The organism is Photobacterium sp. SP02 (genome assembly GCF_038519165.1).
Classification (GTDB): Bacteria; Pseudomonadota; Gammaproteobacteria; order Enterobacterales; family Vibrionaceae; genus Photobacterium; species Photobacterium halotolerans.
In genome coordinates, this window is sequence record NZ_JASJOJ010000004.1 from 88286 (window position 1) to 107174 (window position 18889).

General features: G+C 54.2%; 21 protein-coding genes. 15 read left to right on the forward strand and 6 right to left on the reverse strand.

Going from position 1 to position 18889, the window contains the following annotated elements; translation table 11 throughout:
- Position 1 precedes the first annotated feature (1 nt).
- The 3 genes from thrC to P0Y67_RS03040 all read left to right on the forward strand — a co-directional run bounded on the left by thrC (position 2) and on the right by P0Y67_RS03040 (position 2155).
- Entirely contained in the window at positions 2–1288 is a 1287-nt protein-coding gene (gene thrC, locus P0Y67_RS03030) for a threonine synthase (RefSeq protein ID WP_342390694.1), read from the forward strand.
- 125 nt (positions 1289–1413) lie between these two features.
- Positions 1414–1602: a CopG family transcriptional regulator gene (locus P0Y67_RS03035; RefSeq protein ID WP_027253128.1), complete on the forward strand. Its 189-nt coding sequence runs from the start codon at positions 1414–1416 to the stop codon at positions 1600–1602.
- A 211-nt stretch (positions 1603–1813) separates the two neighbouring features.
- On the forward strand, positions 1814–2155 hold the full coding sequence (locus P0Y67_RS03040; RefSeq protein WP_342390695.1) for a zinc ribbon domain-containing protein YjdM: 342 nt from the start codon (positions 1814–1816) through the stop codon (positions 2153–2155).
- A 67-nt stretch (positions 2156–2222) separates the two neighbouring features.
- Here P0Y67_RS03040 and grcA read toward each other — a convergent pair whose 3' ends face one another.
- A complete protein-coding gene (gene grcA, locus P0Y67_RS03045; RefSeq protein WP_342390696.1) occupies positions 2223–2600 on the reverse strand; it encodes an autonomous glycyl radical cofactor GrcA in 378 nt (125 codons plus the stop codon).
- 325 nt (positions 2601–2925) lie between these two features.
- Here grcA and P0Y67_RS03050 point away from each other — a divergent pair, with 325 nt between their 5' ends.
- The 3 genes from P0Y67_RS03050 (at position 2926) to P0Y67_RS03060 (ending at position 4455) form a co-directional block, all read left to right on the forward strand.
- Positions 2926–3057, forward strand: coding sequence for a hypothetical protein (locus P0Y67_RS03050; protein WP_255557852.1), 132 nt, complete (start codon positions 2926–2928; stop codon positions 3055–3057).
- Positions 3058–3133: 76 nt separating this feature from the next.
- Positions 3134–3835 carry a uracil-DNA glycosylase gene (ung, locus tag P0Y67_RS03055; RefSeq protein ID WP_342390697.1) on the forward strand — a complete coding sequence of 234 codons (702 nt, stop codon included), beginning with the start codon at positions 3134–3136 and terminating at the stop codon, positions 3833–3835.
- 80 nt (positions 3836–3915) lie between these two features.
- Positions 3916–4455, forward strand: a complete 540-nt coding sequence (locus P0Y67_RS03060) for a hemerythrin domain-containing protein (RefSeq protein ID WP_342390698.1) — start codon at positions 3916–3918, stop codon at positions 4453–4455.
- Between the two features lie 96 nt (positions 4456–4551).
- On the opposite strand, the gene P0Y67_RS03065 is transcribed toward P0Y67_RS03060, so the two are convergent.
- On the reverse strand, positions 4552–4731 hold the full coding sequence (locus P0Y67_RS03065; protein WP_027253123.1) for a DUF3545 family protein: 180 nt from the start codon (positions 4729–4731) through the stop codon (positions 4552–4554).
- A 426-nt stretch (positions 4732–5157) separates the two neighbouring features.
- Here P0Y67_RS03065 and P0Y67_RS03070 point away from each other — a divergent pair, with 426 nt between their 5' ends.
- Complete coding sequence (locus tag P0Y67_RS03070; RefSeq protein WP_342390699.1) at positions 5158–6588, forward strand: alanine/glycine:cation symporter family protein; 1431 nt, start codon at positions 5158–5160, stop codon at positions 6586–6588.
- Between the two features lie 104 nt (positions 6589–6692).
- The gene (gene yaaA / locus P0Y67_RS03075) at positions 6693–7466 is read left to right on the forward strand and encodes a peroxide stress protein YaaA (RefSeq protein ID WP_342390700.1); all 774 of its coding nucleotides are present in this window, start codon (positions 6693–6695) and stop codon (positions 7464–7466) included.
- Between the two features lie 86 nt (positions 7467–7552).
- On the opposite strand, the gene srmB is transcribed toward yaaA, so the two are convergent.
- Positions 7553–8806, reverse strand: a complete 1254-nt coding sequence (srmB, locus tag P0Y67_RS03080) for an ATP-dependent RNA helicase SrmB (protein WP_342390701.1) — start codon at positions 8804–8806, stop codon at positions 7553–7555.
- A gap of 161 nt (positions 8807–8967) precedes the next feature.
- Positions 8968–9711, reverse strand: a complete 744-nt coding sequence (locus P0Y67_RS03085) for a tRNA1(Val) (adenine(37)-N6)-methyltransferase (protein WP_342390702.1) — start codon at positions 9709–9711, stop codon at positions 8968–8970.
- A 366-nt stretch (positions 9712–10077) separates the two neighbouring features.
- Between P0Y67_RS03085 and brnQ the strand changes: the two genes are divergently transcribed.
- Positions 10078–11388, forward strand: coding sequence for a branched-chain amino acid transport system II carrier protein (gene brnQ, locus P0Y67_RS03090; protein WP_342390703.1), 1311 nt, complete (start codon positions 10078–10080; stop codon positions 11386–11388).
- An 85-nt stretch (positions 11389–11473) separates the two neighbouring features.
- Here brnQ and P0Y67_RS03095 read toward each other — a convergent pair whose 3' ends face one another.
- Positions 11474–12826 carry an amidohydrolase family protein gene (locus P0Y67_RS03095; RefSeq protein ID WP_342390704.1) on the reverse strand — a complete coding sequence of 451 codons (1353 nt, stop codon included), beginning with the start codon at positions 12824–12826 and terminating at the stop codon, positions 11474–11476.
- Positions 12827–13079: 253 nt separating this feature from the next.
- Between P0Y67_RS03095 and P0Y67_RS03100 the strand changes: the two genes are divergently transcribed.
- From P0Y67_RS03100 to P0Y67_RS03120, 5 genes are all read left to right on the forward strand, one after another.
- Positions 13080–13316 (forward strand): hypothetical protein, encoded by a 237-nt coding sequence (locus P0Y67_RS03100; RefSeq protein WP_342390705.1) that lies wholly within the window; start codon positions 13080–13082, stop codon positions 13314–13316.
- Positions 13317–13431: 115 nt separating this feature from the next.
- Positions 13432–14433: an ABC transporter substrate-binding protein gene (locus P0Y67_RS03105; RefSeq protein WP_342390706.1), complete on the forward strand. Its 1002-nt coding sequence runs from the start codon at positions 13432–13434 to the stop codon at positions 14431–14433.
- A gap of 2 nt (positions 14434–14435) precedes the next feature.
- Positions 14436–15263 (forward strand): ABC transporter ATP-binding protein, encoded by an 828-nt coding sequence (locus tag P0Y67_RS03110; RefSeq protein WP_342390707.1) that lies wholly within the window; start codon positions 14436–14438, stop codon positions 15261–15263.
- A gap of 9 nt (positions 15264–15272) precedes the next feature.
- Positions 15273–16052 carry an ABC transporter permease gene (locus P0Y67_RS03115; protein WP_342390708.1) on the forward strand — a complete coding sequence of 260 codons (780 nt, stop codon included), beginning with the start codon at positions 15273–15275 and terminating at the stop codon, positions 16050–16052.
- Positions 16053–16151: 99 nt separating this feature from the next.
- Positions 16152–17153 (forward strand): isopenicillin N synthase family dioxygenase, encoded by a 1002-nt coding sequence (locus P0Y67_RS03120; RefSeq protein WP_342390709.1) that lies wholly within the window; start codon positions 16152–16154, stop codon positions 17151–17153.
- A 47-nt stretch (positions 17154–17200) separates the two neighbouring features.
- Here P0Y67_RS03120 and fldB read toward each other — a convergent pair whose 3' ends face one another.
- On the reverse strand, positions 17201–17719 hold the full coding sequence (gene fldB / locus P0Y67_RS03125) for a flavodoxin FldB (RefSeq protein ID WP_342390710.1): 519 nt from the start codon (positions 17717–17719) through the stop codon (positions 17201–17203).
- Between the two features lie 210 nt (positions 17720–17929).
- Between fldB and xerD the strand changes: the two genes are divergently transcribed.
- A complete protein-coding gene (xerD, locus tag P0Y67_RS03130) occupies positions 17930–18784 on the forward strand; it encodes a site-specific tyrosine recombinase XerD (protein ID WP_446728791.1) in 855 nt (284 codons plus the stop codon).
- The last annotated feature ends 105 nt before the right edge of the window (positions 18785–18889 follow it).

The window sequence follows — 18889 nt, forward strand, 5'->3', positions numbered from 1 at the left end:
CATGAAGTTGTATAACTTGAAAGATCATCAGGAAGAAGTGTCTTTTGCCCAGGCAGTCCGCCAGGGGCTGGGCCGTAATCAGGGCCTGTTCTTTCCTGCCCAGTTGCCGGATTTAGGCGATATCGATGCGTTGCTGGAGCAGGATTTCGTTACCCGCAGCAGCCGTATCCTGTCTGCTTTTATCGGCGATGAACTGGGCGCGGACACCGTCCGGCAAATGGTCAGCAATGCCTTCCAGTTCCCGGCCCCTGTGGTAGCGGTGAAAGACGCTGTCTATGCACTGGAGTTGTTCCACGGCCCGACGCTGGCATTCAAAGACTTCGGTGGCCGCTTCATGGCACAATCGCTGGCGGCTGTGTCGGATGCCAATGGCAATATCACTATCCTTACCGCCACCTCAGGCGATACCGGTGCCGCTGTGGCCCATGCTTTCTACGGTATGGACAACATCAAGGTGGTGATCCTGTATCCGAAGGGCAAGATCAGCCCGCTGCAGGAAAAGCTGTTCTGTACGCTGGGCGGCAACATTCACACTGTGGCTGTGAACGGCACCTTTGATGATTGCCAGTCGCTGGTCAAGCACGCTTTTGATGATGCTGAACTGCGTCAGGAAGTGGGCCTGAACTCAGCCAATTCCATCAACATTAGCCGCCTGATGGCGCAGATCTGCTACTACTTCGAAGCGGTGGCGCAATTGCCGAAAGCCGCTCGCGGCAATCTGGTGGTGTCGGTTCCTAGCGGCAACTTCGGCAACCTGACTGCCGGCCTGCTGGCCAAAGCGCTGGGTTTGCCGGTGAAACGTTTCATTGCCGCCACCAATGTCAACGATACCGTGCCCCGCTATCTGCAGAACGGCAAGTGGGATCCTAAAGCCACAGTGCCGACCATTTCCAATGCCATGGACGTCAGCCAGCCAAACAACTGGCCGCGTATTGAAGAGCTGTGCCAGCAACAAGGCTGGGGTCTGAACGAGCTGGGCTATGGCGCGGTAAGTGATGAGCAGACCGCAGAGACACTGCGTCAGATGGATGCCGACGGTTATTTGTGTGAACCACATGGTGCCATTGCCTACCGCATACTCAATGAGCAGCTGCAAGCGGGCGAGACCGGCCTGTTCCTGTGTACTGCGCATCCTGCCAAGTTCAAGGAAGTGGTGGAAGATATCCTGCAAAAAGAGATAGATTTACCTGCCCCGCTTGCCAAACATGGTGCGATGGAGTTGCTGTCGGTTGAGCGTGATAATGATTTTGCTCAGTTAAAAGCCGTGCTGCAAGCCGTTCAGGACTGATACCTCTCTGCGAGTCATACTCTGATTGAGCCACCGTTATGGTGGCTCTTTTTGTCTGTATCGTATCTTCATCATCAGGTTAAGATTATAATTTGATTATCATGTCCGACCGAGAGTAGCTGAGTGTGGAAAGCAAGACTGCCCGTTTTACCGTATTGATGGATCCCCGCAAAAAGCAGGCCTTTGAAAAGCTGTGTGCTTCCCAGGATCTGACACCGTCCCAGGTGGTCCGTCAGTTGATCCGTGAATATCTGGAAAAGCACGACATCAGTTATCTGGATGATGACGCCACGAAGAATCCTCAGGTGAAGTAATTGCTTCAGGCCGCAATGCCGAGTCGCTATTAAGCTGCTGTTTTGAAAGCCCCTCTGTCTTTGATGGCGGGGTTTTGTGATGACAGAACCGGCGAGGTGATAATTTAATGATAATTACATTATAATATCAGGCATCTCGTCCGGCACTGGCAAGTCAGTGGCGGGCGAATATCTTTAAGTGATGACTTTTTTAAATGAGAGATAGCAGCGTATGAGCGATACCTTACCTCCTTGCCCGGAATGCAATTCGGCTTATGTCTATGAAGACAGCAACCTGTTGATCTGCCCTGAGTGCGGTCACGAGTGGATACCGGGTGAAGTGACAGAAGATGTGGATGCCCTGATTGTGAAAGACGCGAATGGCACTGTGTTGCAGGAAGGCGATTTCGTTACCCTGATTAAAGATCTCAAGGTAAAAGGTTCGTCGTCTGTCGCCAAAGTAGGGACGAAAGTGAAAATCAACCGCCTGGTGGATGGCGACCATAATATCGACTGTAAGATTGATGGTATCGGCGCCATGATGCTGAAATCTGAGTTTGTGAAAAAAGCCTGATTTCAGTGGCAATCAGACAAAATACGCCGCAGCCCAATAGGTTGCGGCGTTTTTGTATGGCAAGCCTTTACAAAGTGCTGGTAAAGGTCCGGGCGATCACATCCCGCTGCTGCTCTGGCGTCAGCGAGTTGAAACGTACCGCGTAGCCAGACACCCGAATGGTCAGCTGCGGATATTTTTCCGGGTGCGCCACCGCGTCTTCCAGGGTTTCGCGTTTGAGCACATTCACGTTGAGGTGCTGCCCGCCTTCAATACGCGGCGCCTGCTCTACAGGTAATTCGCGGTACTCCAACGGGCCCAGTTCAGACAGGGCGATGTCCTGATCTTGCGCAAAGCCGTCAATGGCGCACAGGCAACGGGCTGTGCCACTGGCAGCGTCCAGCAGCCAGATGGAATTGAGCAGTTGAGGATTGGCCGCTTGGGTAATTTGAATGCCGGTGATCATGGCAGCTCCTTGGTTGTCTCTGAAACAGCAAAATGGTGTGCCTGACGAAGTGGTCAGGGATAATGGCATCCTACCGCGTTGGGCACCCGGCCCCTTGATCTGCATCAACTAAGCGCCCTTACTGCCGATTGCGTGACGTTGCACAAATTGTGCGCAAAAATGCGCTCAACTGGCGCATCAGCGATAAAGCAGATTGCTGCTTTGGTCGCCTGAGGACTACAGATGCCGCTAAATCACTGTTAGAAAAGCCCAGTGAACAAACTGACAAAGTTGGCATTGATCTTTCATTAAATAGACTGAACCTTCGATTATGAGGAAATACCCTATGAAAGCGAGTGCGATGCCAGCCCCCGGAATGAACTCAGTCAGCGGCTCACGCCTTCCTCAGGCCAACCGTCCCATTCAGGGACGCGGCCACTGGCGTACTCCTGTTGGTCCTGTGTCCCGGCCCAAGTGATAGCTGTTGTCATTGCGATACCCTGATCAGACAGGCAGAATGTCGGCTTACCTTCATTTTCCCAGCAGGAGCCGACATGTCTGTTTCAGATTCCCCATCTTCATCTCTTTTCGACTGGAAACAGTTGCTGGAACAGGAACGGCAGCAAGCTTACTTTCAGCAGGCTGAGGCACAGGTTGCCGCAGAAAGGCAGGCTGGCAAAGTGATCTATCCTGCTGAAGCCGATGTCTTTCGCGCTTTTGATGCCACTCCCTTTGACCAGGTCAAGGTGGTGATCCTGGGCCAGGATCCTTATCACGGTCCTGATCAGGCCCACGGGCTCAGTTTCTCGGTGCAACCCGGGGTTAAAGTCCCCCCGTCTCTCGCCAATATGTATAAAGAGCTGGCCACTGACATTGAAGGATTTACAGTACCTCAGCATGGCTGCTTACAGCCCTGGGCAGAGCAGGGCGTACTCCTGCTCAATACTGTGCTGACGGTTGAGCAGGGCAAAGCGCATTCGCACAGTAAATATGGCTGGGAAATGTTTACCGACAGGGTCATTGCCAGTCTGAATCAGCACAGAGATGGCCTGGTGTTTCTGCTGTGGGGAGCGCATGCCCAAAAGAAAGGGAAACAGATCGACAGGGACAGACACTGGGTGCTGGAAGCGGCACATCCGTCACCTTTGTCTGCTTATCGGGGCTTTTTTGGCTGCCGTCATTTTTCTCAGGCAAACAAGTGGTTGCGACAAAGCCGTAAAAGTGAGATTAACTGGCAACTTCCTGAACAAATGTAAGGCAACTTAACCTGGATCAAACAGAATTCGCTATCCCGGTTTACACTTATAGCTGGGATGTTAATGTCCGGGAGGTCGAAATGCTATTGGACAGTATTCACACCGAACATGGTTATATCAACCGGTTGCTTAAATTGTTAGGTACAAAATTAAAAGCTATCCAAGCAGGTCACGAAGTGAATTATCAGCTCATTCGCGACATAGTGACCTATCTGCAGAACCAGGCCGAGCACTGCCACCACCCTAAAGAAGATGTCATCTACCATTACTACCTCAGACACTATGGTGAGGAGCAGGACATTTTGGATCTGGAGGCGGAACATATAGAGCTGGCCAAACTGACCGCAGAGTTTGCCGAAACCGTCGATATGATTCTGATGGATGCCGTGATTCCGCTGGATGTCTTTGCTGAAAAACTGAATGCCTTTGTGGAGCGCCAGCGCAAGCACCTGGAAACCGAAGAGAAGAAGGTGTTCCCTGTGATTCGCCGGCACTTTACCGACCAGGACTGGGCAGCCGTTGACGAAGAATATCAGGATTGCCTGTGTGATCCTTTATTCGGCAAAGAGGTTTCTGCTCAGTACCGGGAGTTGGCAAACCGGCTTGAGCCCGAGCATTAACATCTGCCGGCTCACTAAAAAACAGCACCGGCTGCAGAGCCGGTGTTGGTCGTTTGATACTAGCCTTAACCTAGTAATGGTAGTGCAAAACCCAGATTACAAATCTACCTCATCGGTAAACTCATGTAAGATATCAATGTCCTGAAGTTCCTTTTTCAGTTTTTGCTTATCTTTGAGTGCTTCAATTTCCCGCCATTTGCGCTTAACAGGTTTGCTGCGTGCATTGCGACGAGGAAAATCGCTTTCAAGCATGTTGTCGAATCCAAAGCTATCCATATTGCACCTCTCTACCATCCTGAGTATTGCTCAGAGCGGGGGCATCTTGCCCCCTCGATCATCAGTTAAATATCACAATACGGCATAGAATAAAATTGAACTATTTCGCATTTGTTATTTATTTGTGAAATTAGTTCAAACTGAATCATTGAACGCAATGGTTTGTCCAGTGGGTTAGAAAGTAATGCAGTGCTCAATTCTGCTCAGTGTGCGTTGATTTTTTGCGACTAACTCCGCATCATCGCTCAGGTTTTCGGCAGCCGGGAACCCAAACGGTCTGAGATCAGCAAACCGGTCAGTATCGGGCAATGTAAATGTCTTCCTGGCTTGAATTAGCCTGTGCTGACAGATGAATTACAGTTGAATGAAGCGGCACAGCAAAGGCGTGCCGGGCAAATATACCTTTGAGCAAGCTAAGGGGGTGGTGTGACAAGTCAGATAAATTTCCTCAATGATCTGCTGTGGGGATCTGTATTGATTTACCTGCTGGTCGGGGTAGGGATCTATTTTACCTACTTGCTGGGTTTTATTCAGTTCCGGCATTTTGTCCATATGTTTAAAGTGATGAAAAACAGCCGCAAGTCGGATGCTGCCGGCATCTCTTCTTTCCAGGCATTGTGCACCAGTCTGGCTGCCCGGGTCGGGACCGGCAACATGGCCGGCGTCGCTGTGGCACTCACCTTAGGCGGGCCGGGCGCCATTTTCTGGATGTGGCTGATTGCCATGTTAGGCATGGCGACGGCCTTTGCGGAAAGTGCGCTGGCCCAGCTGTATAAGACCCGGGATGATGACGGCAATTACCGGGGCGGTCCGGCGTACTACATGGAAAAAGGGCTGGGCATGCGCTGGATGGGGGTGGTGTTCTCCATCTTTCTGATCATTGCCTTCGGTCTGGTATTCAATGCGGTTCAGGCGAACTCCATTGCCAAAGCCATGAATGTGGCCTTTGGCTGGCAACCTGTGGTGGTCGGCATGGTGCTGGTGGCGCTGACCGGCTTTATCATCTTCGGTGGCCTGCGAACCATTGCCCGCACCGCAGAAATTCTGGTGCCCGTGATGGCGATTTGTTATCTGCTGCTGGCGCTGGTGGTGGTGGCGATGAATATCGAACAGGTCCCTTCGGTGATCGCCCTGATTTTCCGCAGTGCCTTTGGTCTGGAAGAGGCGGCCTCAGGCGCTCTGGGCTATACCATAGCCCAAGGCATGATCAATGGCCTCAAACGCGGGCTGTTTTCCAATGAAGCGGGCATGGGATCGGCGCCGAATGCGGCCGCCTCGGCCACGCCGTACCCGCCGCATCCGGCCTCACAGGGCTATGTGCAGATGCTGGGGGTCTTTACCGATACTATCGTTATCTGCTCGGCCACAGTGGCGATCATTCTGGTGTCTGGTGAGTATGTGCCGCATGGCGAAGTCACAGGCATAGAGCTGACGCAGCGGGCGCTGGCTTCTCAGGTGGGAGACTGGGGAGGGATCTTTATTGCCATCGCGATCTTCCTGTTTGCCTTTACCTCGCTGGTGGCCAATTACTCTTATGCCGAAACGAACCTGATTTTTCTTGAGCATAACCACAAAGCCGGACTGCTGATTTTTCGCGCCGTGGTCTTGGGCATGGTGATGTTCGGGGCACTGGCCGAATTACCTACGGTATGGGCGATGGCGGATGTCTCTATGGGAATGATGGCCATTATCAACCTGATCGCCATTTTGCTGCTGTCGGGCACTGTGGTGAAACTGGCGAAAGACTATAACGCGCAACTGGCCCAGGGTAAGGTGCCAACGTTTGACAGCGCCCAGTACCCGGAATTGCATGCTCAGCTGGATGAAGATATCTGGACCAGCCGTTCAGATCGATAGGCTGCTCCTATGGCAAAGAAAGCGACAACCACGCGCGTTGTGCGTGGTTTTTTGATGCCGAAATGGTAATCTTGCCGACAGACACGCTTACAGGACATCAAAACATGCTGATAGTGGTTTCCCCTGCTAAAACCCTGGATTATGAATCTCCTCTGGCAACAAAGACTTATACTTTGCCTGAGCTGACCGATCACTCAATGGCGCTGATTGAGGTGTGCCGTCAGCTGACGCCGATGGACATTGCGAGCCTGATGAAGGTGAGCGATAAAATCGCCGGACTTAATGCGGCCCGTTTTGCCGACTGGCAGCCGGATTTTACGCCGGAAAACGCGCGTCAGGCGATTCTGGCCTTCAAAGGGGATGTGTATACCGGCCTGGAAGCCGAGAGCCTGAGTGAGGATGACTTCACCTTTGCCCAGCAGCACCTGCGTATGCTGTCCGGTTTGTATGGTTTGTTGCGGCCGCTGGATCTGATGCAGCCGTACCGTCTTGAAATGGGCACTAAGCTGGCCAACGATCGCGGTAGCAACCTGTATCAGTTCTGGGGCAGTATTATTACTGACAAACTCAATGCCGCGCTTGCCGCACAGGGCGATGACATCCTGATCAACCTGGCCTCCAATGAATATTTTAAAGCCGTGAAGCCGAAGTCTCTCAAAGGCAAAGTGATTACCCCTGTGTTTAAAGACGGCAAAAACGGTCAGTACAAGGTGATCAGCTTCTACGCCAAGAAAGCCCGTGGCATGATGGCACGTTACATCATTGATAACCGCCTGACGTCAGTGTCGCAGCTGAAACAATTTGACGTGGCTGGCTATTACTTCGCAGCTGAAGAATCAACGGCCGCCGAGCTGGTATTTAAGCGCGAAGAGCAATAAAACCTGAGCTTTATCTCGTTGACAGAAAAAAGGGCCGGATACTGTATCCGGCCCTTTTCTGTTTCAGTCTGCTGCTGCGGCTAAGATTACTTGGCCGCCGCCTTTTTGGTGACGGATTTTTTCTTCTTGGCGTCTTTCTTTTTCGTGTCTTTCTTCTTGCCGTCTTTGACTTTCTTTTTCTTCACGGTCGTCGGCTTTTTGTGTTTCGGGCGCAGGCCTTCGATATAGCGCTCGGGGATCTCTTCTTTCATATAGCGGCTGACACGCTCTATCATGCCCTGATCATGGGCTTCCACCAGCGAGATGGCGGTGCCTTTTTTACCGGCGCGGGCAGTACGGCCGATACGGTGCAGGTACACATCGGCCGTGCGTGGCATGTCAAAGTTGATGACATGGCTGACATCCGGCAGGTCAATCCCCCGCGCCGCGACATCGGTGGCGATCAGGATATTGGTTTCACCTTCACGGAAACGACGAATGGCATTGTTGCGGGTGGCTTGTGCCATTTCACCCTGGATCCACACGCAGGCGATTTTCAGTGACGCCAGCTGATCGCGCAGTTCGGCCAGTCGCTCGCGGGTTTTGACAAAAATAATACTGCGCTCGGCCTGATCGCTGAGGATATTTTCCAGCAACGCCATTTTGTGCGCCATGTCGTCACAGCGGTGGTATACCTGATGGATCTTTTTGCGTTCGCGACGCGGCGGTTCCGCGTTCACTTCGACCGGTTCATTTAAGATCGTCTGGGAGAACTCACGCACCCCTTTGCCTTCCAGGGTGGCAGAGAACAACAAGCTCTGACGGCGCCAGCGGCACTCTTCATGCAGGCGTTTCACAACGGCCCCGAAGCCCATGTCGAGCATGCGGTCTGCTTCATCCAGGATCAGGCATTCGATGGCACGGCAATCGAATTTCTCGCCTTCGATGTATTCCATCAGACGGCCCGGTGTCGCGACCACTATGTCCTGGGTTTTGCCCAGATACTCAGCGTGCTCGTCGTAAGAAATACCGCCTGTGATGGTGAAGATTTTCAGATCAGTATGGGCCGCCAGGGCTTTGGCCTGATCGGCGACCTGAATGGCCAGTTCACGGGTTGGTGTCAGAATCAGCACGCGGGCCGGGCCGGGTTTACGGCGCGGAAAATCAAGCAGGTGCTGAATCATAGGCAATACAAATGCGGCTGTTTTTCCGGTACCCGTTGGTGCGGATGCCAGTACGTCACGGCCATCCAGGGCATGAGGGATAGCCTGAGACTGCACAACGGTTGGACGGGAATATCCCATATCTTCAATCGCTTGTAGCAGAGCGCCATCTAACTCTAATTCGGAAAAATCTCTCACCAGTCTTACTCCTAAGTAGCGGGCTGCCCGTATGGATCGCATCTCGATGGGCAGTTTGCTGCTGTGATTCAGTTAAGGGGCGGCATTATAGTGTGATTTGATGCAAGTATCACCGATTAAAGCACAAAAACTTGGATTATCCCTGCCGCTCGCTGACCGGATCAGAGCTTGAGATAAAAGTCACGGGTCAGGGCCGCAAACTCAGCCGAGTACTGGCCTTGCTGATGGATGGTCAGCGATGTTTCGTCACAGTCACCGCCCTGGGGCGAAAGCGCTATCAGCAGGCGGTGAACCGGTTTGGCGGCGGTGCTTTTCACCCGGCACAACCGGCGGCAATGCAAATTATAGTCAGCCAGCATCGTCAGCAGTGCTTCCCCCTCGTAGATCGGCAGAATCAGGCTGGCCTGTCCTGTCGGCGCCAACAGGTATTGCAGGCAGCCGAGCAGCTCTCGGTGGGAGAGGGTGTCTGTGTGTCGGGCGGTTGCCCGGCGCTGGCAGCTCGCCTGTTCACCGTGATTGAAGTAGGGCGGATTGCATAATATGGCCTGAAAGCGGCCTGTGGGCTGAGAGCTGACCCATGCACGGATATCCTGGCGCTCGGCCTGTAACCGCGCGGACCAGGGCGAGGCCGAGAAATTTTTGCCGGCCGCCGCCACGGCAGCCGGATCAATATCCAGCGCCAGAATATCGGCGGTGCCGGATGGCGTACGCTGCGCTGCCATTAAGGACAGCAAACCGCTGCCGCAACCAATGTCGAGTATCATCTGGCGATTGACCTGAGTCTGACTGTCACGACAGCTTGACACCCTGGCCCATGCTCCCAACAACACCCCATCTGTGCTGACGGGCATGCCGCATCCGTGATCGTCAACGTGAAATTGTTTAAACGTAAAACCTTTATTCATCTAATGAATGTCCGAAAAGGCGGCCGAGTAAAATCAGTCCGCCATTATAGCGGTTATTCTTATCAATGGTTGAATTGCGGCCAAACACTGTAAAGTTTGCCACGCTGGTGGTTTTATATTCTGTGTTGGATGTTTTGTGAGCAGTGTTTGTTTTGGTGTTTACTTCTGAGATCTTCTTTAAAAATGGCGCTTTGTTTTGGTTTTTTAGCTATCAATCCGAAGAAAGTGGTGTTTTTGGCTGTAAGGTTGTCACTGACATTCTTTTGCTTCATTATGCTGCCTCTTTTACTGGATGTAGTGATATATCTCAGTAATAAGCCATTAATGCTAACACAACATAACAATAGACGAGTGGGAAGGTGCAGTTTGAATAACACACTCAAGGTTTCAGATATTTTTGCGATAGGTTTCATGACCTTTGCGTTCTTCCTGGGTGCCGGAAATATTATTTTCCCGCCACAGGCCGGATTAAGTGCAGGTGATAACCTGCTGCCAGCGATGTTTGGCTTCCTGTCGACGGCAGTCGGCTTGCCGCTGATCGGTATCATAGCCGTAGCTGTTGCCGGCGGCGGCTGGAAAGGACTGACCCGCGATCTGCCGCCTCAGCTGGCAACGCTGATGGCCGTTCTTATCTTTATCATCATCGGCCCTGCTTTTGCTGCGCCTCGTACCGGTCTTGTGGCCTACGAAATGGCAGTCAAACCTTTTATTGCTGATGGGGGACAAACCAGTCTGACCATTTTTTCTGTTGTCTTTTTTGGACTGGCGCTGTTCTTTGCATGGTCACGCGGCAGGCTGATCGATTCCATCGGTAAGCTGCTCACCCCGGCGCTATTTGCCGTGCTGGCTGTTCTGGCGGTGGCGGTATTCCTCAACCCGCAAAGCGAGATTCAGGCTGCACAGGGCGATTATGTGAATATGGCGTTCACTAAAGGATTCCTGGAAGGTTACAACACCATGGATACCTTTGCGGCGCTGATGTTCGGCATGCTGATTGTTGATGTGATCCGCAACAAAGGCATCAAAGATGACAAAGCCACCTGCAAATATCTGATGATGGCCGGTGTGATTGCCGCCGCAGGCCTGGCGTTTGTGTATATTTCCCTGTTCTATCTGGGCGCCACCAGTGCGGCGGTTGCCGAAGGTGCGGCCAATGGCGGTGCGATTCTGGCAGGTTATGTTCTGGCGCTGTTTGGTCCTGTCGGTCAGTACATTCTGTCGGCGATTGTGATGCTGGCCTGTCTGACCACGGCGATCGGCCTGATCAGTGCCTGCTCGGACTATTTCAGTTCGCTGACCCGTCTGTCCTATGAGGCGTGGGCGGTGATCCTGGCGGTGATTTGCGGTGTGGTGGCCAATGTTGGCCTGAACCAGCTGATCAGCCTGTCGGTGCCTGTGCTGTTTGCCCTGTACCCTGTGGCAGTGGCACTGGTGATCCTGACCTTTGTCCGCCGCTGGCTGCCAAATCCGCGTCTGGCATACCGTGTGGTGCTGCTGGTTTCTCTGATCTTCAGCCTGATTGATGCGGCTAAAGTGATCGGCCTGGATATGTCATTCCTGAGCTTCCTGCCAATGTTTGATTACGGTATGGCCTGGACAACCCCTACCTTGCTGGCACTGGTTGTGACCCGTTTCTTCCGGGCAGACATCCGCGAGCCGAAAGCGCAAACCGCTTAAACAGCAGATAACACTTTGTCTGACCTTAACGCCCCGGTTGTTACCGGGGCGTTTGTTTTTGCGGCCCACAACCTCATGCGGCGGATCAGGCAATACGACTGAGCAGCGCTTTGATGGCTTTTCTGGCCTGGCTGGCCAGCCGGTACGGGTCTAGCTGAGGAGCACCGTTTTTCACCACGGGCCGCCCATGCACAAAGGTATATTTGATATCGACAGGCTCGCCGCACAGTATCGGTGCCAGCAACGGGCTGTGACAGCCGGAAAACCGTGGCGCCCGCAGATCGTAGATCACCAGATCCGCCGCGTAGCCGACCGCCAGTTTGCCGACTTTATCCAGCCCGAGCAGTCTGGCGCCGTCTTCCGTGCCCCATTTCAGCACGGTTTCCAGGTTCGTTGCTTCCGCACCCTGCTGGGCTCTGTGCAGTAACCAGGTCAGGTTGAGCTCCTGGATCATCGAACCGGACTCTGAAGATGCTGAACCGTCTACCCCTATGCTGATTGGCATTCCGGCTTGCGCCATGCTTATAACAGGGGCAATGCCACTGCCGAGACGGCAATTGGAGGTCGGGCAGTGGGCAATCCCTGTCCTGCTGCCGGCCAGTGTCGCGATATCTCGCTCATTCGCCTGTACCAGGTGGGCAAACCAGACATCCTCTCCCAGCCAGTGGCAGCTTTCGGCATAGTCCACCGCACTCATCTGGTATTTCTGCTGTGCCTGAACCTCATCAAAGCTGACTTCCAGCAAGTGCGAGTGCATTTTCAAGCCATGGCTGCGGGCAAACTCCGCCAGCAGCCGTAAATCGGCCGGTGAGGAAGAGTGCACCAGGCTGGTCGGCGCGACGACCAGCTTGCGCATCGCATCCCCGCCGGACTGGTGATAGCGCGAGCGGGACAGATCTAACCGGGCGAGGCACTGGGCGATGGATTCCGGTTCGACCGGGCTGCTGCGCATGCCTTTATGGCTGCCCTGGCGGGTTGCGCCTCCCCGGCAGAGTACCAGCCGGATGCCGACATCGTCTGCGGCTTGCCATACCGCGGCTTCCAGCTCCGGGCTGGTCGTTGCATGGTAGAGATAATGGTGATCGGCGCAGGTAGTGGTACCGGAACGCAGCAGTTCACTGAAGCCCAGACAGGCGGCGGCGTACATGATATCCGGCGTGATATGCGGCCAGAATCGGTATGGCACACTGGCCAGCCATTCGCCAAGCGGCTGATTCAGCCCGGCCGGGATCCCTTTGAGGATCGACTGCGCTATGTGGTGGTGGGTGTTGACCAGCCCGGGATAAATCACACAGTCGCGGGCCTGGATGCAGGTCTCTCCCGGTAACTGGGCTAGCTGGCGGCCGATTTCAATGATGTAGCCCTGCTGGATACGAATATCGCTGGCCGCCGCATCATGGCAGAAAATGGCGGAAGCCCCTTTTATCAGATAGTTCATCGGTTCACTTTCCTCGTTTGAGCAATGTCCCGGGTAACCTCCCTGACCGCTTCTACTCTTTATTTCGTGAGTTGTTGCTTGGTTAGTTGTTGCTTGGTTAGTTGCTGTTTGGTTAGTGGCTGATTGGCAGTGGTTAGTTTAGTTGCCGTTAGCCTGTGCGCTGTCAGTATCGTAAAGCAATTCCTGCGCCAGTCTGCCGGGTGCGCGACCGCCTCGCCCTGATGGCGGGCGGCAGGGCAGAGCTGGACGTTTTATGCACAACAACAACGCATTGAATGCGGGGTCTGCACCAGTGCAGTGCGAGGGCCAGGAGGGGAGCTGTGCGCTGCTGGCAGGGGGCTGGCTGGTGTCATCAGCGTTAACTCTTTGTAAATACAACGATGTCTGCATTATTGCCTTGGTTTGTATACAGGCTGGCATGGTGTTTGCGTTAACCCTGCTTGTTGATTGTCAGCACCGGCTGGCAGCAGCAAGATTCAGTGTTGAGTAGAAGCGGTTAGGGAAAGATCCCGGGACATTGCTCAATGAGTGCGATGCACAGGGCGGCTCCACACTCTGTGTCATCGCTACTTTTCCCAGGTGCAATGGATGACACGGAGAAAGCAATGAAAACCACTTCACACACAGTAAGCCGTTTGAGTCTGGCTGTCGTTATGCTGCTATCGGCCCAGGCCAGCTATGCAATGGATAAGGTAACGTTTCAGCTCGACTGGCTGCCCGGGGGCGATAAAGCGCCAGTGTATGTCGGTGTCGAGCAGGGCTTTTTTGCCGAAGCCGGACTGGATGTCGCCATCCGTCAGGGGAAAGGCTCGACCGACGCCATCACTAAACTGGCCACAGGTGCCGCCGATGTCGGCCTGTCTGATCTGGTGTCCCTGCTGGTCGCCAAAGCCAACGATGACGTGCCGGTGAAAGCGATTTATTCGGTATTCAGCAAAGCCCCTTATGCCTTTTATGTCCTGAGCGACAGCAAGGTCAAGTCGGTCCGGGATGTGGCCAATACCACGATTGCGACTTCACCTTTTACCTCGGCCAATGTGTTTCTGCCCTTGTTGCTGCGTAAAAACGGGATTGCCGAAGACAGTGTGACTGTACTGAAAGCGGATCCGGGCGCGCTCAACCCTATGCTGATCACCGGTAAGGCCGAAGTGATGATCTCCTGGATCACTGATACTGTGAAAAATCAGGCCCAGGCGGCGCAAGTGGGTAAACAGCTCACGGTTTTACCCTGGCATGACGCCGGCCTGGAGTTTTATTCTACCGCCGTGATTGCCAGTGATCGCTTTCTCAAAGCGCGTCCTGAGGTGGCCAAACGCTTTGTCGCCGCTTATGCCAAATCGGTGGCCTATACCTGGTCACACCCTGAGCAGAGTGCAGAGGATGTGCATGCCAGCGTGCCGGATGTCGATCCACAACAGGCGGCAGATACCATTAAATCCATCAAGGGCCTGGTCTATAACGAGGTCAGCGAGCGCGATGGTATTGGCCATTTCACCCCTGCACGTCTGGCATCCACCTGGCAGTGGACGGCTCAGGCGCAGCAGCTGGAGCAAGCCGGCTTTGATCCTGAGTCCGCCATCAGCCGTGATTTTTTGCCGGAGGAATAAGCATGAACCCCTTTGTTTCATTCCGTCAGATCAGCCATGTTTATCGCTCAGGACGGCAAGCCACCCAGGTGCTGGATAACGTCAGCTTTAATATTAACCGCCACGAGTTTGTGGCGATAGTCGGGCCGTCGGGGTGCGGCAAGTCGACCTTGTTGCGTTTGCTGTCCGGTTTGCTGAGCCCGACCGAGGGCCAGGTGGAGATTTTCGGCCGGGAAGTGCGTGAGCCCAGAGAAGACATCGGCATCGTCTTCCAGAAGCCCACCTTGCTGCCGTGGAAAAATGTGCTGGATAACACCCTGTTTCCGATTTACCACAAGTACGGCGGGGTCTCGAATAAAGACAGAAAGTTTGCCCGCAGCCTGCTCAGGAAAGTCGGTCTGGCCGATTTTGCCGACAGCCGGCCGGATCAGTTGTCGGGCGGTATGCAGCAGCGGGTAGGCATCGCCAGAGCATTGCTGCTCGATCCCGATATCCTGATCATGGACGAACCTTTCTCGGCACTGGATGCCCTGACCCGGGAAGAAATGGGCTTTGAGCTGCTGAGGTTATGGGCGGAAAAGCCGAAAACCGTACTGTTCATCACCCACTCGATTTCCGAGGCGGTGCTGCTGGCAGACAAGGTGCTGGTGATGGGGCCGAGACCGAGCACAGTGCTGGAAGAAATCCCCATCGAATTGCCCCGGCCCCGGACTCTGGATTCCATCAAGCACCCGCTTTTTGGTCTCTATACCGGCAAGATCCGCGAACACTTTTACCGCCCGGCTGAGTTGCCGGAGACAGACAAAGATGTCGCGCCCGAACCTGCCACCCGTATCCGGCCTGTGGCCTGAGGAGAGATGATGAAACGAGCCGTATCTGAGTGGCTGAAAGGCAGCCTGCCTGTACTGGCGATGCTGGCTATTTTGCCTGTGTGGGAGTTGGTGTGCCGCGTGTTTGCGATCCCCTCATTCATATTGCCGGCCCCTTCGGCCATAGTGACCGCATTTCTTGAGGTGCCGCTGGATCGCTGGCTGGATAACCTGTATGCCACGCTCCGGGTTGCGCTGCTGGGGTTTGCCATCTCGCTGCTGATCAGCATCCCGCTGGCGATTGTGATGGTGCGGTCGCCCTTTCTGACCAAAGCCCTGTTTCCGCTCTTGGTGGTGATCCAGTCGACGCCTGTGGTGGCCATTGCGCCGTTACTGATTGTGATTTTAGGCACCGGGGATGCGCCGCGGCTGGCGATTACCTGTCTGATCACTTTCTTTCCGTTGGTGGTGTCGGCAACCACAGGGATGCTGGCCACCCCGCCTGAGCTGGTGGAACTGTCGAAATCGCTCAATGTGCCGACCCGGAAAACCATCTGGCAGATCCGCCTGCCCTATGCCATTCCGCATTTGTTCAGCGGCATCAAAGTCGCCATTACCCTGGCGGTGATAGGGGCAGTGATCGCCGAGTTTGTCGCCGCGGAAAAAGGGCTGGGGTATTTTGTTCAGTTCTCCACCTCTTACTTTAAGATCCCGCAGGCCTTTGCGGCTCTGGTGTTCCTGTCGCTGGTCAGCATGGTGCTGTTCAAAGCCGTACACTGGGTGCAGAAATACTGGTTTGCCTGGAGCTTACCCGCTGAAAAAGGGGTGTGATCCTGAACTTTATTCACGGAGTAGAAGCGGCGGACAGGGCACAGGCACCTGTCAGGCATTGCTCCAATAACGGGCGAAAGCCGACTATTGGAGAACAAGATGAAACAATCAGTTTATGTGCTGGATGAGCTTAAGGTGGAATCGACCCTGGGCCAGCGTGGGCTGGAATCAGACCATGTCAGCATTCCTGTCATTGATCTCAGTGACTTTGATAACAGACGCCAAGCCATCACTGAAGCCCTGTGGCTGGCGGCCACTGAGGTCGGTTTTTTCCAGATCAAAAACCATGGGATCGCGCTGCGCGACATTCAGCGCGCTTTTGTTACCAGTGAGCAATTTTTTGCGCTCAGCACAGCGAAAAAGCAGGCTTACCCGCTGAAAGACGGCCTCAATGCCGGCTGGGAATTCAAAGCTCAGGTGCGGCCGTCAACAGGGACGGCCGATCAGAAAGAGTCGTACCAGATCACCTTACCGCACATGGCGGGCCTATGGCCCGAACCGGATGAAGTGGCCGATTTTCAGTCCATTATGCTCGATTTTGAACGTCAGACCTGGCGGCTGGGGATGGATATTCTGTCCTGCTTTGCGGATAAGTTAGGGTTTGAGCGGGATTTCTTTGCGCGGGTGCATCAGCCTGACTCTGAGCATTATCAGAGTACATTGCGGCTGCTGCATTACTTACCGATGGCGGTATTACCGCAAGGTGACAATCACTGGCGCGCCGGCGCCCACACGGATTTCGACTGCCTGACTATGGTCTTTCAGCAGGCCAATCAGGGCGGGTTGCAAGTCGCTGCCGGCAAAGATGCCCGGCATCAGCCCCTCTGGTGCAATGTGGTGCCGCAGGCGGATATTATCACCTGCAACATCGGTGACATGCTGATGCGCTGGAGTGATGATCAGCTCAAGTCGACCCTGCACCGGGTCAGAATGCCTTATCCGCAAGAGAATCAGCACTCCCGCTACAGCCTGGCTTTCTTCTGCCAGGCCAACAAGGATGTGGTGATTCAGGGGCCGCTCGGTAAGTACCCGCCCATTACGGCTGCGGAATATCTTAAGCTGAGGATTAACGCGAATTTTTCGGCAAGAACAGCAGAGTAAGCCAGGCAACACTGCCGCCCGTATTATTGCGGGCGGCAGAGATCGGGCTAGAGTGAATCGGCGTACTCGGTCAGCACCTGCTCGCACCATTGCTGGATGCGCTCATCACTGAGTTCGTACTGGCTGTCTTCATCCAGTGCCAGCCCGACAAACAGGCTCTTGTCTTCGGTCAGGGCTTTTGAGGCTTCAAAGTTGTAGCCTTGATTTGGCCAGTAGCCAACGAACTGGGCACCGGTCGGCAGCAGCTGATCGTGCAGCATGCCCATGGCGTCCAGGTACCATTCTGTGTAGCCTTCCTGATCGCCCAAGCCGAACAGGGCGACGGTTTTTCCGGTCAGTGTCAGGCCATCCAGTTGATTCCAGACCGCTTCCCAGTCTTCCTGCAGTTCACCAAAGTCCCAGGTCGAGATGCCCAGGATCAGCAGATCATACTGGTTCATCTCGCTGAGCGCCGCTTCTTTGATGTTGTGCAGCTCAACCAGCTCGCCGCCGATGCAATCGCGGATTTTCTCCGCGGCCATTTCGGTATAGCAGGTGGTCGAGCCGTAAAACAGGCCGATTTTCATACTGATATTTCCTGGGGTGGCAACTAATTTGCGCTGATTTTACCCTGTCAGGCGTCCGGGTGCATCCCTCAAGCGAGCGCACCTAGTTACATTGCAGGAGAAATTCAGTACTATGCTGCAATATACTGTGTTTATATCCAGATGTTTTGGGAGTGGCGCGACGTGGAAACCAATAACGATATCGCCCTGATCGAGCGCTTTTTAGATGCGATGTGGATGGAGCGGGGGCTGTCGGCCAACACCCTGTCTTCGTACCGTAATGATTTAATGAAACTGCAGCAATGGCTGGAGTCTCGCCGTCAGTCGCTGTTGTCACTGCACTCCGGCGATCTGCAGGATTACCAGCAATGGCTGTTTGAGCAAGACTTCAAGCAAAGTTCCCGGGCCAGGATGACCTCGGCGCTGCGGCGGCTGTTTCAGTATTTTCACCGGGAAAAACTCAGGGAAGACGATCCCAGTGCCATTTTGCACAGTCCCAGATTGCCGCAGCGGCTGCCGAAGGACATTAGCGAAGATCAGGTCAGTGCCTTGCTGGGCGCGCCGGATGTTAATGATCCGCTCGAGCTGCGCGATAAAGCCATGCTCGAGCTGCTGTATGCAACGGGCCTGCGGGTCACTGAGCTGGTGAGCCTGCGGATGGATAACGTCAGTCTGCGCCAGGGCGTGGTCAGGGTCACGGGTAAAGGGGACAAAGAACGCCTGGTGCCTATGGGGGAAGAGGCGATGGAATGGATTGAAACCTTTCTGGTTCAGGGACGCCCGTACCTGTTGGGCGAGGTCAGTTCAGATGTTCTGTTTCCCAGCAAGCGTGCCCGTCAGATGACGCGTCAGACCTTCTGGCATCGCATTAAGCACTATGCGGTGCTGGCCGGGATTGATGCCGATACCTTGTCGCCGCACGTCATGCGCCATGCGTTTGCCACCCACCTGCTCAATTACGGCGCGGACCTCAGGGTCGTGCAAATGTTGTTAGGTCACAGTGATTTATCTACCACACAGATCTATACTCATGTGGCAACCGAGCGTCTGAAGCAGCTGCATCAGGAGCACCATCCGCGAGCCTGAAACCAGCAGTGATCTTTTGTGACACTCAGACCCGTGTTTACTGGGGCAGAGATCCCAATCATAACCCTGCAGAGCCACCGGATTATGAAATCACTTGCCTTTTGA

Bases quoted from the DNA above. Each gene is read 5' to 3' on its own strand.
- thrC (WP_342390694.1), top strand. From the start codon at position 2: ATGAAGTTGTATAACTTGAAAGATCATCAGGAAGAAGTGTCTTTTGCC.
- P0Y67_RS03040 (WP_342390695.1), top strand. From the start codon at position 1,814: ATGAGCGATACCTTACCTCCTTGCCCGGAATGCAATTCGGCTTATGTC.
- grcA (WP_342390696.1), bottom strand. From the start codon at position 2,600: ATGATCACCGGCATTCAAATTACCCAAGCGGCCAATCCTCAACTGCTC.
- P0Y67_RS03050 (WP_255557852.1), top strand. From the start codon at position 2,926: ATGAAAGCGAGTGCGATGCCAGCCCCCGGAATGAACTCAGTCAGCGGC.
- ung (WP_342390697.1), top strand. From the start codon at position 3,134: ATGTCTGTTTCAGATTCCCCATCTTCATCTCTTTTCGACTGGAAACAG.
- P0Y67_RS03060 (WP_342390698.1), top strand. From the start codon at position 3,916: ATGCTATTGGACAGTATTCACACCGAACATGGTTATATCAACCGGTTG.
- P0Y67_RS03065 (WP_027253123.1), bottom strand. From the start codon at position 4,731: ATGGATAGCTTTGGATTCGACAACATGCTTGAAAGCGATTTTCCTCGT.
- yaaA (WP_342390700.1), top strand. From the start codon at position 6,693: ATGCTGATAGTGGTTTCCCCTGCTAAAACCCTGGATTATGAATCTCCT.
- P0Y67_RS03085 (WP_342390702.1), bottom strand. From the start codon at position 9,711: ATGAATAAAGGTTTTACGTTTAAACAATTTCACGTTGACGATCACGGA.
- P0Y67_RS03095 (WP_342390704.1), bottom strand. From the start codon at position 12,826: ATGAACTATCTGATAAAAGGGGCTTCCGCCATTTTCTGCCATGATGCG.
- P0Y67_RS03100 (WP_342390705.1), top strand. From the start codon at position 13,080: ATGCACAACAACAACGCATTGAATGCGGGGTCTGCACCAGTGCAGTGC.
- P0Y67_RS03105 (WP_342390706.1), top strand. From the start codon at position 13,432: ATGAAAACCACTTCACACACAGTAAGCCGTTTGAGTCTGGCTGTCGTT.
- P0Y67_RS03110 (WP_342390707.1), top strand. From the start codon at position 14,436: ATGAACCCCTTTGTTTCATTCCGTCAGATCAGCCATGTTTATCGCTCA.
- P0Y67_RS03115 (WP_342390708.1), top strand. From the start codon at position 15,273: ATGAAACGAGCCGTATCTGAGTGGCTGAAAGGCAGCCTGCCTGTACTG.
- P0Y67_RS03120 (WP_342390709.1), top strand. From the start codon at position 16,152: ATGAAACAATCAGTTTATGTGCTGGATGAGCTTAAGGTGGAATCGACC.
- fldB (WP_342390710.1), bottom strand. From the start codon at position 17,719: ATGAAAATCGGCCTGTTTTACGGCTCGACCACCTGCTATACCGAAATG.
- xerD (WP_446728791.1), top strand. From the start codon at position 17,930: ATGTGGATGGAGCGGGGGCTGTCGGCCAACACCCTGTCTTCGTACCGT.